This is a genomic window from Reticulibacter mediterranei, from assembly GCF_016587455.1.
The window spans coordinates 2,391,764-2,407,505 of sequence record NZ_BNJK01000001.1 but is presented as its reverse complement, the minus strand read 5'-3'; the positions used below and the strand labels follow the sequence as shown (position 1 = coordinate 2,407,505).

General features: G+C 50.9%; 13 protein-coding genes. 8 read left to right on the top strand and 5 right to left on the bottom strand.

Annotated features, from left to right (window positions below; translation table 11 throughout):
* Window positions 1–19 precede the first annotated feature (19 nt).
* On the bottom strand, window positions 20–178 hold the full coding sequence (locus K3T83_RS10265; protein ID WP_220202878.1) for a hypothetical protein: 159 nt from the start codon (window positions 176–178) through the stop codon (window positions 20–22).
* 483 nt (window positions 179–661) lie between these two features.
* On the opposite strand from K3T83_RS10265, the gene K3T83_RS10260 reads away from it, so the two are divergent.
* From K3T83_RS10260 to K3T83_RS10240, 5 genes are all read left to right on the top strand, one after another.
* Window positions 662–1,684, top strand: coding sequence for a cupin domain-containing protein (locus K3T83_RS10260; protein ID WP_220202877.1), 1,023 nt, complete (start codon window positions 662–664; stop codon window positions 1,682–1,684).
* A gap of 104 nt (window positions 1,685–1,788) precedes the next feature.
* Window positions 1,789–2,718, top strand: coding sequence for a heme-binding protein (locus K3T83_RS10255; RefSeq protein ID WP_220202876.1), 930 nt, complete (start codon window positions 1,789–1,791; stop codon window positions 2,716–2,718).
* A gap of 33 nt (window positions 2,719–2,751) precedes the next feature.
* Window positions 2,752–3,894, top strand: coding sequence for a hypothetical protein (locus K3T83_RS10250; RefSeq protein ID WP_220202875.1), 1,143 nt, complete (start codon window positions 2,752–2,754; stop codon window positions 3,892–3,894).
* 328 nt (window positions 3,895–4,222) lie between these two features.
* A complete protein-coding gene (locus tag K3T83_RS10245) occupies window positions 4,223–6,379 on the top strand; it encodes a GAF domain-containing protein (protein WP_220202874.1) in 2,157 nt (718 codons plus the stop codon).
* A gap of 59 nt (window positions 6,380–6,438) precedes the next feature.
* A complete protein-coding gene (locus K3T83_RS10240; RefSeq protein ID WP_220202873.1) occupies window positions 6,439–6,921 on the top strand; it encodes a response regulator transcription factor in 483 nt (160 codons plus the stop codon).
* Between the two features lie 59 nt (window positions 6,922–6,980).
* Here the strand turns inward: K3T83_RS10240 and K3T83_RS10235 are convergent, their stop codons facing one another.
* From K3T83_RS10235 to K3T83_RS10220, 4 genes are all read right to left on the bottom strand, one after another.
* On the bottom strand, window positions 6,981–8,072 hold the full coding sequence (locus tag K3T83_RS10235; protein WP_220202872.1) for a serine/threonine-protein kinase: 1,092 nt from the start codon (window positions 8,070–8,072) through the stop codon (window positions 6,981–6,983).
* Between the two features lie 149 nt (window positions 8,073–8,221).
* Window positions 8,222–9,556 (bottom strand): FHA domain-containing protein, encoded by a 1,335-nt coding sequence (locus tag K3T83_RS10230; RefSeq protein WP_220202871.1) that lies wholly within the window; start codon window positions 9,554–9,556, stop codon window positions 8,222–8,224.
* A gap of 152 nt (window positions 9,557–9,708) precedes the next feature.
* On the bottom strand, window positions 9,709–10,944 hold the full coding sequence (locus tag K3T83_RS10225) for a protein kinase domain-containing protein (RefSeq protein ID WP_220202870.1): 1,236 nt from the start codon (window positions 10,942–10,944) through the stop codon (window positions 9,709–9,711).
* Window positions 10,945–11,199: 255 nt separating this feature from the next.
* On the bottom strand, window positions 11,200–11,979 hold the full coding sequence (locus K3T83_RS10220) for a TIGR01458 family HAD-type hydrolase (RefSeq protein ID WP_220202869.1): 780 nt from the start codon (window positions 11,977–11,979) through the stop codon (window positions 11,200–11,202).
* A 392-nt stretch (window positions 11,980–12,371) separates the two neighbouring features.
* Here K3T83_RS10220 and K3T83_RS10215 point away from each other — a divergent pair, with 392 nt between their 5' ends.
* The 3 genes from K3T83_RS10215 to K3T83_RS10205 all read left to right on the top strand — a co-directional run bounded on the left by K3T83_RS10215 (window position 12,372) and on the right by K3T83_RS10205 (window position 15,635).
* Entirely contained in the window at window positions 12,372–13,136 is a 765-nt protein-coding gene (locus K3T83_RS10215) for a sugar phosphate isomerase/epimerase family protein (RefSeq protein WP_220202868.1), read from the top strand.
* Entirely contained in the window at window positions 13,120–14,238 is a 1,119-nt protein-coding gene (locus tag K3T83_RS10210; protein ID WP_236064865.1) for a Gfo/Idh/MocA family protein, read from the top strand. The genes K3T83_RS10215 and K3T83_RS10210 overlap by 17 nt, the downstream gene beginning before the upstream one ends.
* Window positions 14,239–14,453: 215 nt before the next feature.
* Window positions 14,454–15,635, top strand: a complete 1,182-nt coding sequence (locus K3T83_RS10205) for a phosphoribosylaminoimidazolecarboxamide formyltransferase (protein WP_236064864.1) — start codon at window positions 14,454–14,456, stop codon at window positions 15,633–15,635.
* Window positions 15,636–15,742: the final 107 nt, after the last annotated feature.

Here is a 15,742-nt window from a genome sequence, read left to right as displayed (position 1 = left end):
TTTTGGTAAAAGATCAGCCTCACGGCCGCTCCGCTCCTGCCGTTGCCAGTACTGCTGCCCAGATTGCGTTGTCTGTTTCAATAAAGAGAATGTTGCGATGCGACCCACCAAAAACGAAATTGGTCGTCCCGGCCAGGATGATTTCCCCGATAGAGATAGACAGGCCCCTCGTGCGCATCAGTTGCTATCACCTTGACGAGTTGTGGATCTTTGCCGATTACGGCCTGAAATTCAGCACTATATACGATGAAGGTAGAACTGTCGCCAACTCCACTTGCCATGTTGGTAAAATGATGCATACTTTCTGAGACCTCCCGATCTAGACTGTATTCATGACAGGACAAAAAAACGAAAGGCAGAGTTAGCGTCACTCACATCTGCCTGCGAAAAGAGTATTCAATCTTCCTGAAAGCAGTATATCGGAGCTAAAAACAGTATCCTCTCAGGATACAAGCGATTTCGCCTTCACGCCGAGGGCCGGGAGGCAAATAATAGTCGGTTGGCGTCCAACGCGTACAAATGGATTCGGAGGAGATGACGTAAGAGCCAGGAATCAAGCCAAACGAGAGCTATTTTTCATGCTTATATATACTGGACACAGAATATGAATCGAGAGAAAGATATTGAGTGCCTGAAAAGAGTGTAGAAAGTTGAGGACCATATGTCTTTCAAATATCGACTGGAACAAGCCACGCCAGATTCCTTTGCAGGAGGTACAAACAGAATTGCTAGCCGGCAAAATATCTCTGATCTCAGGGATATTGCCATGTACTCGATGCGCATAGAACCTGGGGGGTTGCGCGAACTGCACTGGCATCCCAACGCGGGCGAATTGAATTATTGCTTGCAAGGTCAGGGTATCATAGGGCTGCTCACACCAGAAGGAGAGGCCGATTTCTTTCACATTCAACCGGGGAGCGTCTCCTTTATTCCTACCGGTTATGCTCACTTCATCTTCAACGAGAGCAGGGAAACGCTTCACCTGGTCACTGTTTTTAGTTCTGCAAAACCAGAACACATTGACATCTCCAGCACGCTTGGAAACATTTCGCGAACCCTATGGGCACAGACGTTTAACATTCCCAATGCCTGGTTTCCAGATCTGCCTCAACAGGGCGACCAGTTCCTCATCAAGAGTGAACAAGCAGTCAACAGCATACGAGGGGGAATAAAAACGAGTCTCTCCAATCCCTTCACGTTCAATATGAATATGATCTCCCCTCATATCTTTGCGGGAGGAACGACCCATGAGTTGACCACTTCGCAGATACCTTCTCTCGATGGCCTCACCTTGTTCCTCCTGACCGCTTATCCAGAAGCGCTACGGGAACCTCACTGGCACCCGAATGCTGGCGAGCTGGACTATTGTGTGAGCGGCACAGCCCGGATGGAAATTCAGGGGCCGAATGGACAACGGGAGAGCTTTGTCATTAAGCCTGGAGATGTAGCCTACATTCCGCAAAATTACTTGCACTACATTGACAATGCAAGTAATGACCCATTACAGTTCTTAGTATTCTTTTCCAACAGCGCTCCAACAAATATAGACTTTTCACAGGTGTTCACCTCTTTCTCGCACGAACTCCTGGCAGCCAGTTTTGGGTCAGATTTGAGCATCTTCAACAAGGTTCCCACACCAGGTAATGTCTTTCTCGCGGCAAAAAGACAACAACCTGACGCCTGATCAATTCCTTCAGGCTTGTCAGTGCTAACAAGAAGGATTTCCACATTGCTACTCTTACAGAAAAACCTTGATAATCTTATTTGAAGAAAGAAGGGACAAAAGCGATGACTCAGGTGATCACACCCCCAGTACAGTTACGCGCCAGCGCACCATTTGCCACGCTCCTTGCAAAACTAGGCCCTCTGGCCGAATTGCCAGGAACCTGGATGGGCAGAGGGTTCAATCTGATTTCCTTGCCAGATTTTCAGAAACAACACTCCTTTCGCCTGAAGCTGAATGCCACACAGGAAGCATTGACGTTTACCTCCATAGGTGCGCCAATCCCAAATCGCGGTTTTTTTCAAAACGATATTTTCTTTGTAGGGCTTCACTATTTCCAGCAAATCAGCGATGCCTTCACCAGTGGAGGATTGCACGTTGAAACGGGTATGTGGCTTCATGTGCCGGAGACGACCGCTCCTGCACAAAAAAACAGTATCGTTCGTCTGAGTACTATTCCTCATGGTGACTCTCTGTTAGCACAAGGCCATGCCACCTCTAACAGAGGTTTCTCTCCGCCATTTGCATCAACCGACGCGCTTCCATTTACCCTTGATCCAAAGACTGGTGCCAGGGTTGATGTGACCGATCAACAGTTTCTTGCTCCCTTTGACAATGCTCAGTTGCCCTCAGGCATTCCTGCCAGATCCCAATTTGATCCAGGTCTTGTTCTCACCGAAGTGCTGCGCAACGAATTCAATGCAGGGCAAACGATGGACCATGCGCATATCATCCAGGTAGATGCGAGGCCGGTCGGTGGCATTAACGATACTCCAGTGCAGCCCCAACCGGAAGAGGTTGGCGGCATCGTGAATATGCCGTTCGTTCGCGTCAATGCCAATGTGAGCAGTTTTTCAGCGCGGTTTTTTATCGAAACGATGCAGGACACAGATGGCCGCCAGTATTTGCAACTCCAATACATACAGACAGTTATTCTTGAGTTTGAAAACTTGCTCTGGCCGCATATTTCGGTAGGAACACTGGTGAAACAATAAAGAATATTGTCTGCTCTATTCGGGAGAACAGCAATGGAGGCAGAAACCTCAACCAGGAAGGGAGCGGCGCAGAGCGAAGGCGACAGTACGCTTCTCTCTGCGCGAAGCTTGTATCAACATGATCCTCTGCTCGTACTACTCAAAGATAAACTGCATCTAGCTACGGTTTGGATCGTCGTGGGGGGATTCGTTGTGGTAGGTTTCTGCTTTTTTCTCCTCGCTCCTCTTTTTCAGAGCCGCTTCCAGCCGTCTGTTTCTCCAGGCGACATGTTCGAGGTACTCTTGTTTACGCTCGGTACGACCTTGAGCCTGCTCATCTACCTGCTGCTCCCTTCCTGGATGGCTTCGATTTTTAACAGTTTGAAGACCAATGGAGTCATTGGCCCATCTCGGAGGGAGCCAGCAAATGCGATGTCCTATGCACGCTTTTTGGAACACATGATCTCTCGAATGGATAGCTGGTGGTGGAGCCTTGCCATTGGCGTACTCGCGCTCTTCTATTTCCTGTATGGCATTTTCATTCTTGCTCCGCAATCACTTACAGTGTCGCCCTGGTTATTGCTCGTGAGTTTTCTCACTATCACGTTTCCAGCCTTCTATACCTTCGTGTTCGGATTGCTGCGCATGATTCTGCTTCTGAGCTTTCTCAATCAATTGTTTGCTTTGTTCAGCATTCGCGTCAGGCCACTCTCTCCCGATAGTTCTGGTGGTTTGGCGGCTCTAGGACAGCTTGGGTGGATGGGTGCAGCCATCATGGTTGCGAGTACTCTGTTTTTATTGGCATTTCACGAATTCCCTCCAATCTCTTTATCCCCATATGATATCGCTGGCGCAACAATCAGCTACCTGACTCTGCTCATAGTACTCGCCATCGGATGGTTAGCGCTGCCTCATCAGGTCATGGTTCGAGCGCGTAATCAACAGCTACAGCCGCTCACCGAGGAGTACGAACGAATGCTTGTAGAGACAAGGCCAACAGCCGATGAAGAGGCAGCGCAGATTGTAGCAGGCACAGAGCGCCTAGCTGCTCTCAAACAGCGCTATGAATTAGTACAAGAGACCTTTCCCATCTGGCCCGTCCAGGTTGTAGAGATGCGTCGATTAGCGGTGGCCTGGCTCTTACCAGCTCTCATGGCATTGCTTCCATCAATTTTTGATGTCTTCACCAGAAAGTGACAAGGCAGACATGAGGGTATTGTGTATATGTTATAATCGTTCAGGAAGAGCATTTGAGGTACGTTCTTTTGACAGTAGATTGACAGTAACGGTACTTTATTCTGAGCAATGGTGTGCAACTCTGCTATGCTCAAAGAACATGCGCGCAAGCCTTGCAATCGTGCTTTTCGTATGGAGTGCTTGACACTGCTAGATCGCCCATTTACAATACACTATATGATCGTAAGGTGATCAATATATAACCGTTGAGGTTTGGAGGTGAGGCGTGGAGCGTCTGGCTCTCCACAAATCATGACCGGCGGGTAGCTGTAAGGTAGGAAGCGAAATCGTGACACAAGGCTTAGATATAGAGCAGATGTTGGCGCAACATATAGCCCGGCTAAAAGCAAGCTTGCAGCAGGCTTCAGGCGAAGGCTCAGGACCGGAGGAGGGCAGCGATGCGTGGTTGTTGCTCAATGCCTTCGTTGAAAACGACCCACAAAACTGGCACACCCTGCTCGCGAATTTTGAACAGTCGGGACACTGGCTTGCTGAGCAGGGAGGGAAGCTGGATGTACGTATTGTCGCTTTACAGCGCTATATCGACGCTCTTGTCGCCGAACTGAAACAGATCTTATCCGAACAACCTCTCTTGCTCGTTGAAACTGTTGAGCGTCTTCATCTGTTGCAGTCTGAGTCTATTCAGGCACTTACTCGTGGCTATCAGAGTGTGACAGATCAATGCCTGCGGGACAAAGATATGTTTTCTCAACAGTTAGAGCATCGTCTGCTGGCATTGCAGCGCATTAATGGCGTCAGTAATTCGGCAATGGACCTGGATCAGACGTTGGAGATCACGGCCCAGGCCATCGCGGAAGAATTACAGGTCGATCTCTGCTCAATCTTTTTCTATGATGATATGCAGCGCGTTCTGACTTTGCGTGCCACCAATGGTCCACGTCCATTGGGAGGGATGCATTTTACCCAGCGCATAGGTGAGGGATATAGTGGTTGGGTTGCCGAAAAAGGCCAATCATTACTGGTGCATGATGTCATGGCTTCGCCAAATTTTGCTTCCGAAGTGCAGGCATATAGTAGCGATTATCATGGCTTGATGTCCTTGCCGATCATCTTTTTCGGCGATGCTGAGCGCTTGATCGGCGTGATTAGCGTCCTCTCGCAAGAGCCGCGAGATTTTACGCGAGAGGAGATCAGCTTTGTCGAAATAGTGGCGGGCATTATTGCCATCAACGTTGAAAATGGACGCCTGTATGAGCAAACGGATGAGCAATTGCGCCGCAAAGTTCACGAGCTTGCCACTATTCATCGCGTCTCTTCAGTCATTGCCTCTACGTTGAATCTGGACGAAGTGTTGCAAATGATTACAACACAGGCCGTCCATCTTTCCGGGGCCGAGCGCTCGTGCATTTTTGAACTCGATCCTGATCGTCGGCGCTTGCATGTGCTTGCTCACTATGGCCTCAATGCCAATCTAGTTGGTCAGTTATATATTAACGTTGGACAGTGTTGTGCGGGCCGTACAGTGCAAACTGGCAGGCCGAGTATGGCCGTTGATTGTTTCCATACTGATGAACACTGTTTTATTCGTAGCGATCCGTTTATCTCCTCCGAAATACACTCGGTTCTCTGTGTCCCTCTCAAAGTGAAGGACAAAATCCTTGGCTGCCTGTGTGTTTATAGTAGCCATCGACATTTGTTGAGTGCAGAGCAGATGCAGTTGGTGAACCTGTTTGCCAACGAATCCGCCATAGCTATTGAAAATGCCCGTTTGTATGAGGAGACGAGGCGCGGCCTGGAACTGAAATCGGTCCTTTTACGTGAACTTCATCATCGGGTGAAGAATAATCTGGCGAACGTTGCGGGTATTCTCTCGTTGCAGAGAAGGCGCTCGAAATCTTCAGATGTGCGCCACATTCTGGCTGAAAGCGTCAATCGTGTGCAAGGGTTGGCGGCAACGCATGATTTGCTGGCTCACGAAGATGTCAGCGAGGCTCGCGTTGATGAGGTCGCGCGTAAAATTGTGGGCGTTGCCAGTACTAATCTTGTTCCTCCTGAGAAGCATATTACTTTTAAAGTTGAACCCTGTGGTATTGTTATTCCTTCACGAGCAGTCACTATATTAGCTTTGATCATTAATGAGATGGTTTCTAATGCGATTAAACACGGGCTGGCAGGCCAATCTGTCGGTCGTGTTATTGTGCGTGGGCGCGAAGAGGATGGCTGGGTCTATGTCCAGGTGAGTGATAATGGCACGGGGCCAGCGTTTAATCTGCAATTTGGCGAAAATAGCGAGAGCAGTTCTGAGGGACTGGGCCTTTCGCTGATCAAAAACCTGGCAGGAGATCTTGAGGGTCAATTCTCGCTGCGCCGCGAACATGATCTGACGTCTCAAAATGGAACAAACACTACTGGTGATGGCCCGGCGGAATATACTGTTGCTGAAGTACGTTTCCCACTTGTGAGGCGTAGCCGTACGCGAGAATAGTAACATTGCATGATGTAACTGTTTCTCCTTACTTTCTGGTGGATTAGTAGAGGTGACATATGGGTGAGGTTCCCGAACAAAAGCGGATTTTGATTGTTGAAGATGAAGCTGCTATTCAGCAGGTACTCTCCTTCTTCCTTGAGCACAATGGTTTTAATACCCTCGCGGTTTCTAACGGACAGGAGGCTATTCGTGTCGTTCCTGAGTTTCAGCCCCATTTAATTATTCTCGACCTTATTATGCGTCCTGTCTCTGGCTGGGAGGTCTTGCAGTGGTTGCGCGATCATCAGATTACACCGCCGCTGCCTGTCCTTGTGTTGAGCGCGCTGGTCAACCTGACGGAACAGGTGCAGGGGTTTGAGGAAGGTGCCATTGAATATATCACCAAGCCAACTCAGCCCAGCATCATCGTTGAGCGTGTGCGTACTATCCTTTCGATGAATAGTGAGCAGCGTCTTATGTTGCAACATAAGCGTATCGACGAGCGGCGCAAGGTGTTGGAGCGTATTCATGCGGCGCAAATGGACGAGTTTGTGTATTAAATCGACCAGACAGAGCTGTGATGATTCGTCTAGACCTCACAGCTCTGTTTGTTTATAACTCATGCTAATGGTTTTCCGCAACTGGTACAGAAGCGATTGTTCGCGGCGTTAAACTTACCACATATTCTGCATTGGTTCATTGGATTGCCACAATATGTACAAAAACGCTGCTGGGGTTTATTGGGGCGTTGACAATACTGGCAGGGGTACATGGCAAGCTGGCGTGGATCGATTGCCGCTCCCTGGCCTGTAAAGGGTGTATTACCTCCCACTTGCATGGGAGGGGTGGCATAATTATTGCTGTTTACTAGCGTTCGTTGCAAAGCGTCCGCTAGATCGGTGGCATGTTGGAAGCGCTGCTGAGGATTTTTCATCAGCGCGGTTAAGATAATATGCTCAACGGTAGGGGAGATAGCAGGGTTTAACAGACTCGGGCGAGGTGGCATTTCATAAATATGGCTATGAGCCAGCGCGGGGTAGTTGTTTCCTTGAAAAGGAGGTTTTCCTACAAGAGCCTCAAAGAGCATAACCCCCAGTGCATAAATATCGGCTCTACCATCGATGGCCCCTCCCTGGCATTGTTCCGGGGACATGTATTCAGGGGTGCCAACGCCCGCCCCTGGTCGCGTCAGATTGGACTCTGTACTGGCGAGGACTTTAGCAATGCCAAAATCTGAAAGGATTGGACGCCCTGAGCGATCCATCAAGACGTTGACGGGTTTGATATCGCGGTGAATTACCCCCTGTTCATGGGCATAGTTCAGCGCGCTGGCCAGTTGTGTGAAGATTGGTACTGCTTCAGCAAAGTCCATTGCCTTGCCGCTGCGATAGTGCTGATCGAGGCGATTTTTGAGTGTTCCTCCGTCCACCAGTTGCATAACGATATAGAGATGCCCATTGATCTCGTTGGCATCGTGGACGGTAACAATATTAGGATGTGAGAGGCGCGCCACCAGTTTGGCTTCGAGGTTGAAGCGTTCAACGAAACTGCGGTCGGCTGCATACCAGGGGGGTAGTACTTTGATTGCCACTTCTCGGTCGAGATTTTCCTGGTACGCCTTGTAAACTTTCGCCATTCCTCCCTGTCCCAATACAGCGGTAATGCGGTAGTTACCCAGCACTGTTCCTATAAGATCATCTTGCTGCTGCATGCTGCTCTCAGGCCACGTCAGGAACACTAGCGCCTATTATACTTGTCTACATATGCACAACAAATATAATAGGCGCAGTATGTCCATTCACGTAGTTTTCCCGCTTCCCTTCTCTAAATGGTGCAGTGGATGCTGCTCTGCTGATGGCATTAGTGTCTGGCAAAGACGAGTACGGTCTGACCCAGCTGAATGCGATCACCTTCCTGGAGTGGATAGGTCTGGTATTTGTTCACCAGTTGCCCATTCACTTTGGTCCCGTTGGCGCTACCTTCATCTTTAAGTGCATAGTTGCCATTGCCCATGTTCAGGATTGAAGCGTGCAGGCGCGAAACTGCCAGATCTTCCAGGAAGATATCGCTCTCGCGGCTTCTTCCGATGCTCAATGACTCTTTGCGTACTTCATAGATGCGGCCCGGTTCTTTGCCTTCTTCGACACGTACAAGGCCAATGCCCGTTTGTGGACCACTGGTGCGCAACATCGTGCGGTCTCCATCGTTTGCTCCGAACATTGCGCCAGCTTCTTGAGGTGCAGCGCCGCCCTGCTGCTGTTGTTGCCAGGAAGGTGCCGCCGCTGCTCCAGCCTGCGCTCCCTGATTCCCCCAACCGCTCTGCTGTTGTTGTTGCCCTGCTGCCCAGGGATCAGGCGTGGCCTGAGCGCCGCCCATTGAAGGTTGGCTCCACGCTCCTGCTTGATTGCCACCGTAGGCCGTTGGTGCTTGCTGACCCGGCTGAGATTGGCCGCCAGCGCCCCACTGTGGTCCGCTGGCTTGCTGCTGCTGTTGCTGCTGACCCCAGGGATCTTGCGCGCCAGATCCTCCATCCCAGGATGCCTGCGCCTGAGCGGGTTGTTGACCCCAATTGCCCTGTTGCTGTGCTTGAGCGGGCTGACCCCAGGCACCCTGCTGATCGGGAGAGCTGGGAGAAGCACCCCAGGCACCTTGCTGCTGTTGAGCCTGAGCAGGTTGGCCCCAGGCACCCTGCTGATCGGGAGAGCTGGGAGAAGCACCCCAGGCACCTTGCTGACCCTGCTGTTGTTGGCCCCAGGCAGCTTGCTGGTCAGGTTGCTGACCCCAGGCACCCTGTTGTCCTTGCGGTTGTTGGCCCCAGGCAGCTTGCTGGTCGGGTTGCTGACCCCAGGCGCCCTGTTGTCCTTGCGGTTGTTGACCCCAGGCACCCTGTTGATCGGGTTGCTGACCCCAACCACCTTGCTGGCCCTGTTGTTGACCCCAGGCACCCTGTTGATCAGGTTGCTGGCCCCAGGCACCCTGCTGCGGCGGTTGTTGACCCCAGGCACCCTGTTGTCCTTGCGGTTGCCAACCACTGGCACCACTACCGGCTGACGCATCGGCTTTTTTCTTGCCACTGCTACGAAAGAGCAATAGCGCTGCAACAAGGATGATAATTGCCAGTACCAAGCCTGCGCCAATCAATATTGGTGTACTGATAGGAGCAGCCAGTAAAACTATTGACATTCCTTCACTCATGTAGTTCACCCCTCTGATCGTAGGGGCAGCAAGCCTTCTTCGTTCCCTCTGCGACAGATCTCACGAAATCAACTTCGCCACCCGATCATAAATCGGGCATCCCATCTGGATACCCCTACTAGTGCGACTCAGTGCGTATCTAACACCACCTTTTAGCGATACTCAAAACGTACCTCGACACTACCAAAACGAAGCACATCTCCATCTTTGAGGGAGCGCTCTTCGTGTGGCGTCAAGATCACTCCATTCAGGCGAGTCTTGTTCAGGGCATTGAGATCTTCGACGGTGTACGTCCCCTGCTGGTTACGCAGATACGCATGTCGTCGCCCGACCGTCTTATCCGCCAGGTTGATCTCCGGGAAGATCCCCAGGGTTGGGTCTTGGCGGCCCACTACCATCAACTCCCCCTTGAGAGGAATGGTTTGTCCACTGGAGAGAACTATAATGCATGCGTCTTTTTGCGGAGGTACAGACGGTTTCTGCGGACCTGTATTCCCTGGCTTCTGTTCATTCCCTCCAGGCCGTTCGACTCGCGGTATTGGTGGCATGGCCTGGATGCGTTCCTGTAATTGTTCGAGGGCCACCATGAACTCTTGTGGAGTAGGATAACGATCAGCTGGCGCTTTGGCTAAGGCCTTCTGCATAAAAAGGTCCATTTCCATCGGTAGTCCTGGACGCAGACGGCAGATCGATGGTACCTTTTCGTTCATGTGCTTGATAACGATGTCTACAGCGGTCTCTCCGCGAAATGGTGGGTGTCCTGTTAGCATTTCAAACAGAACTGTGGCGACCGAGTAAAGATCAGAGCGCGTATCCGCTGAACGCCCACTTTCTGCCTGCTCAGGCGAGATATAGTAGGCTGTACCCATAAAAACGTTCGATTGCGTCAGCGTTACCGTTTCCCGGCTGCGCGCCAGGCCAAAGTCGGTGATTTTCACCATATCATTACTGTTGATGAGTATGTTTTGTGGCTTGATATCGCGATGTACGACTCCCTGCTTGTTAGCTGTGCTTAGCCCTTCTGCTATTTGATGGGTGTAATTAAGGGAGCGCAGAGGGTCCATTGGACCATCATTAATCATATAGTATTTCAAACTTTGTCCGTCGATATAGTCCATCACGATATAATGCATATTGTTATCGTTCCCATAATCCATTATGCGCACAATATGCGAATCGCTCAGATTGAGTAGAATATGGGCCTCGCGCTGGAAACGCGCCAATAACTCTCCATCATTGGAAAGTTCTAAATGCATGACTTTCACGGCGTATATATGATTATTTTCCAGGTCACGCGCAACATATACGGTGGCAAAGCTGCCTCGTCCACGTTCGTCGATGAGTTTGTAGCGGCCTTTGATGACGCGACCAATCATGTCGCCGTTCATTGGTGTGAACTCCTCATTCGTTATGCTACTTTCAGCGGCTTCATTATACACCATCCGTGCTGTTGTGTCATGAGAGGATGTTTCATCTTCTCTTTCGCGCACCTCTGGATTTTAAGAACGGATAGAGTTAAGCATGCTCACTATATAGCTATAATGTACTAGAAAAAAATGATACCTACCACTCTTTAAGAAAAATGTTTTTATGGCTTCCTTTTATGGACGCCGATTTCATGCCATTTTTCCCTATCTCTTCTCTCAACCCTTGTTCTCCAGCCACTTCGGTAGATCTGCTATCGATGCGAGAATAGCCTCTGGCCGGGTCTGTTGCAGTTGGGGAGAATGTGCATTATGCTTCCCTGTAGATACTAGAACGCCGCGCATGCCTGCTTTTTGTGCTCCTCGAATGTCGTTATCAATGTCATCCCCTACCATGATGCTTTCATGTGCTGCGACATTAATAGCGTTGAGAGCTTGAGCAAAGAATGCCTGATCAGGTTTGCCAAGCACCACCGCTTTTTTGTCGCTCGCCAGTTCCAGCGCTCGCACAAATGGTCCACTATCTAGCTGTAATCCTTCTTTTGTGCGCCAGTAAAGATTGGTATGCATTGCTAGCAGTGCTGCACCCTCCATGAGCATACGAAAGGCGCGATTCATGGTCTCATACGTGAGTAGCTCTTCGGCTCCCCCAATCACGACAACATCTGCCCGATCCTCTACCAGTTCGATGCCCTTAAAGTCGGAGGTGGTATCTCCTTTGCTCAATACCCAGCAGCGTTTCCCGGAAAAGTGTTGGCGAATGTAGTTTGCTGTGGCAACTGGTGCTGTGATCAAACGCTGTTCTTCAACGGGCAGACCGATCTGTTGTAGGCGCTGGCACAACGTCTGGCGCGCCAGCGTAGTTGTATTGGTGACAAAGCAGGTCTCATAGCCGTGTTTCGCCAGCCAGTAGAGCGTTTCTGTTGCCCCGTTGATCGGTTGCATGCTCACGTGTAGCACACCATCGATATCAAGAAGCACACCACGTATCGGCTCCATCTTCCCTCTCTCTGCTTGTTCAGTTTTTGTTGATACGCGAGGAGTCTATTGTTGATCCAATATCAGTAGTATATATATCCTATTTACGAGAATGCAAGAGGTATATGCCCCCGTTTCCGGGTGAAATTCTGGGAGATCAAGAAATGGCGAAACGTTGTGTAGAAATTCTCCATATCTATTCATCTCTTTATGGATATTCAAGGGCAATCGCGTATCGATAACATATAATAATCCTTAGCAAGCATCTGCCACTTCATATGATGATGAGGGAGTTGCGCTGACCAGTGAAACAGAGACGGCGAGGGTTCATGCTGTTTTCTAGCACTGGCCGATCACGCGATGTGGCGTGTGCAATACCGCTATGTAGACTGTAGCCAGGAGGAACCGTTATTATGCTTTCACCGATTGCGCTCCAACTGTACACTGTTCGTAATGCGATGAGCCAGGATGCCGAGGGCGTACTCAGGCGGGTGGCCGAAATGGGGTATATAGGTGCAGAGACGGGTTTGACCGATCAAACGGGTGAACCAACAGTGGCTCGCTTGTGTAAGCATCTGGGCTTGCAGGTGCCCAGCGTTCTGACCGGATTTCCCTTTGATGATAGCAAGCGCGCAGCCCTCGATGAAGTGGTCGCCCTCGGTTGCCGCTATGTGGGTATTTCCTGGTATCCGCCTGAGAAATTGAAGACCGTCGATGATGTGAAACAGCTTTGCGATCTGCTCAACGCTGCCGATGATATCGCACAACAGCATGGCCTCACGATGATTTATCACAATCACTGGGCAGAGGCGGAGCCGATGGCCGATGGGCGTACCGCTCTGCAACTATTGTTTGAATATACACGTCCTTCAGTGCAGTTTGAAATCGATGTGTATTGGGCGCAGACTGGCGGCTCTGATCCCGTTGCTATCGTTAAGCAGGGAGATGCGCGCATTCCAATCCTGCATATTAAGGATGGGCCAGCTGTACATGGCAAGCCGATGGTTGCAGTCGGTGAAGGTTCTGTGGATATCGCGGGAGTTGTGCAGGCAGGTGAAGGGCATACTCAGTGGTTGATTGTGGAACTGGATGAGTGTGCGACCGATATGCTGGAAGCAGTCGAGAAGAGTTATCGTTATCTTGTCGAGAAGGGACTCGGACGTGGCAACAAAGGTTAAAGTTGGTCTGATCGGGACCGGGACGATCAGTAAGGCGTATATTAATGGCTGTCGCTACTTTGATATTCTGGAAGTGGCAGCGTGTGCGGATCTTTTCCTGGACCGCGCTCAGGCAGTAGCCGAGCAGTTCAATATTCCAAAGATCTGCACTGTGGAAGAATTACTGGCCGACCCTGAAATTCAGATTGTAATCAACCTGACCGTGCCTCTGGCGCATGCTGAGGTCAGTCTGGCAGCAATCAATGCTGGGAAGCATGTCTATTCAGAAAAGCCGCTGGCCGCAACGCTGGAAGATGCTCAACGTCTGCTCGAAGCTGCCAGGGAGAAGGGCGTGTTGCTTGGTTGCGCACCCGATACGTTTCTGGGTGGAGGTCTGCAAACCGCGCGCAAGGCTATTGATGATGGTTTGATCGGCGAACCAACGGCTGCGGTTGCCTTCTGGGGTGTCTATGCTCAGGGCGGTGATCCGCGTCACGACTTCTTCTTTCAAAAAGGGGCGGGTACAATGCTCGATATGGGGCCGTATTACGTCACCGCTCTGATCAATCTGCTCGGACCGATCAGGCGCGTCACCGGCTCGACCCGTATTTCTACGCCTGAGCGCGAGGTGCAGCACGGCGAGTTCAAGGGCCGTCGTGTGCCGATGACCGTTCCTACACATGCAACGGGCACAATGGACTTCGCAAGCGGACCTATCGGCACCATCATGATCAGCAATGATGTGTACTGGGGCAGCAATCTGCCAAGAATCGAAGTCTATGGAAGCAAGGGGCTGCTCAGCGTGCCGGACCCGAATTTTCACGTGGGACCAGTGAAGCTGCTGACCCCTGGTGAGGTGCAGTGGCGAGATGTGGTGTGGAAGGAGCTTCCTTTGACACACAGCGATAAAGTGACCAGAGGGGTGGGCGTTGCTGATATGGCCTATGCCTTCACCTATCATCGTCCACACCGAGCGAGCGGCGAACTGGCCTATCATGCCCTTGAGGTGATGACCGCCTTTGACCGCGCCTCGGATAGCGGCCAGCATATCCTGATCGAGAGCCAGGTGGAGCGGCCAGCACCTTTGCCGGTTGGTTTGCCTGAAGGTCAACTGGATACATAGATACAGATGTATGTTAAGAGATGGGAGCAACGAGCTTGCTCCCTATTTTTCTGCTTATCTGTACATCTATGCTGTTGTTATCGAAGTGAATATGGATCTTTCAGGCTTTTTGTCTAGCGCAATTTGTTTTACTATTACAGGGAAGTTTTTTTGACCTCTTTTTCTATACCTTTCGCGTAGGAAGAGAATACATAGAAATGAAGGAACCCGTGAATTTGGAACAGAACAAGAATGAGTTGGAGTTGCGGTATGGGTGTAATCCACATCAGAAACCGGCTCGCGTTTTTGTCAAAGATGGAACATTGCCCTTTACCGTGCTCAACGGAGCACCTGGCTATATTAATTTACTCGATGCGCTCAACTCCTGGCAGTTGGTGAAAGAACTCCGGCAGATTTTGCAATTGCCAGCTGCTGCCTCCTTTAAACATGTCAGTCCTGCCGGGGCAGCGGTTGGTCTGCCTTTGAATGAGACGCTCCGGCAATCATATGGAGTCGAGAATCTGGAGCTATCGCCGCTTGCCAGCGCCTATGCACGCGCCAGGGGCGCTGACCGTCTGGCCTCTTTTGGCGATTGGGCTGCTCTCAGCGATGTGGTGGATCTGCCAACGGCGCGCCTGTTGCAGCGTGAAGTCTCTGATGGCGTGATCGCCCCTGGTTATGAGCCGGAGGCATTGGCATTGTTGCGCCAGAAGCAGGGCGGCAAGTACGTTATTCTAGAGATCGATCCTGGTTATGAGCCACAGGAGATGGAGACGCGCGAGGTCTTTGGCATCACCTTTGAGCAGAAGCGCAATACGGTACTTGCCAACGCTTCAATGCTTGAGCAGATCCCGACTCGTAATCGCTCGCTTCCCGAATCTGCGAAGCGCGACTTGCTGCTTTCGCTTGTTGCCCTCAAATATACGCAATCAAATTCTATTTGTTTTGCTTTTGATGGGCAGTGCGTTGGTGTGGGAGCCGGGCAGCAATCGCGCGTTCACTGTACGCGGCTGGCTGCTCAGAAAACGGCGCTCTGGTATTTGCGGCAGCATCCCGCGACCCTGAGTTTGCGCTGGAAAAAGGGTGTGAAGCGCCAGGAGAAGGTCAATGCAATTGATCTGTATTTGCGCGACGACATCACGCCTGCCGAACTGGAACCCTGGAAGGAGCTGTTTGAGGAGGTGCCGCAGAAGTTGACGCAGGAAGAAAAGCAGATGTGGTTGGCGAATCTGCATGGCGTGGCGCTTGGCTCCGACGCCTATATCCCCTTCCGTGATACGATCGATTGCGCCGCACTACATGGTGTCTCGTATGTCGTGCAGCCGGGCGGATCTCTTAGGGATCAGGATGTCATCGATGCCTGCGATACCTATGGCATGGCGATGGCCTTTTCGGGCGTCAGGCTCTTTCACCACTAGGAGCGCTCCCCTCCGATCTTATATGCAGACGATAGCCGCAAGACAGGCGATTCGTCTGCTTTTTTGTATGCTGCACACTCACACCTTTTCGTGGACCATTTTATCGC

What these genes read in the sequence shown, in the direction of transcription:
- K3T83_RS10265 (WP_220202878.1), bottom strand. Translation starts at nt 178, where the DNA reads ATGCGCACGAGGGGCCTGTCTATCTCTATCGGGGAAATCATCCTGGCC.
- K3T83_RS10260 (WP_220202877.1), top strand. Translation starts at nt 662, where the DNA reads ATGTCTTTCAAATATCGACTGGAACAAGCCACGCCAGATTCCTTTGCA.
- K3T83_RS10255 (WP_220202876.1), top strand. Translation starts at nt 1,789, where the DNA reads ATGACTCAGGTGATCACACCCCCAGTACAGTTACGCGCCAGCGCACCA.
- K3T83_RS10250 (WP_220202875.1), top strand. Translation starts at nt 2,752, where the DNA reads ATGGAGGCAGAAACCTCAACCAGGAAGGGAGCGGCGCAGAGCGAAGGC.
- K3T83_RS10240 (WP_220202873.1), top strand. Translation starts at nt 6,439, where the DNA reads ATGGGTGAGGTTCCCGAACAAAAGCGGATTTTGATTGTTGAAGATGAA.
- K3T83_RS10235 (WP_220202872.1), bottom strand. Translation starts at nt 8,072, where the DNA reads ATGCAGCAGCAAGATGATCTTATAGGAACAGTGCTGGGTAACTACCGC.
- K3T83_RS10230 (WP_220202871.1), bottom strand. Translation starts at nt 9,556, where the DNA reads ATGAGTGAAGGAATGTCAATAGTTTTACTGGCTGCTCCTATCAGTACA.
- K3T83_RS10225 (WP_220202870.1), bottom strand. Translation starts at nt 10,944, where the DNA reads ATGAACGGCGACATGATTGGTCGCGTCATCAAAGGCCGCTACAAACTC.
- K3T83_RS10220 (WP_220202869.1), bottom strand. Translation starts at nt 11,979, where the DNA reads ATGGAGCCGATACGTGGTGTGCTTCTTGATATCGATGGTGTGCTACAC.
- K3T83_RS10215 (WP_220202868.1), top strand. Translation starts at nt 12,372, where the DNA reads ATGCTTTCACCGATTGCGCTCCAACTGTACACTGTTCGTAATGCGATG.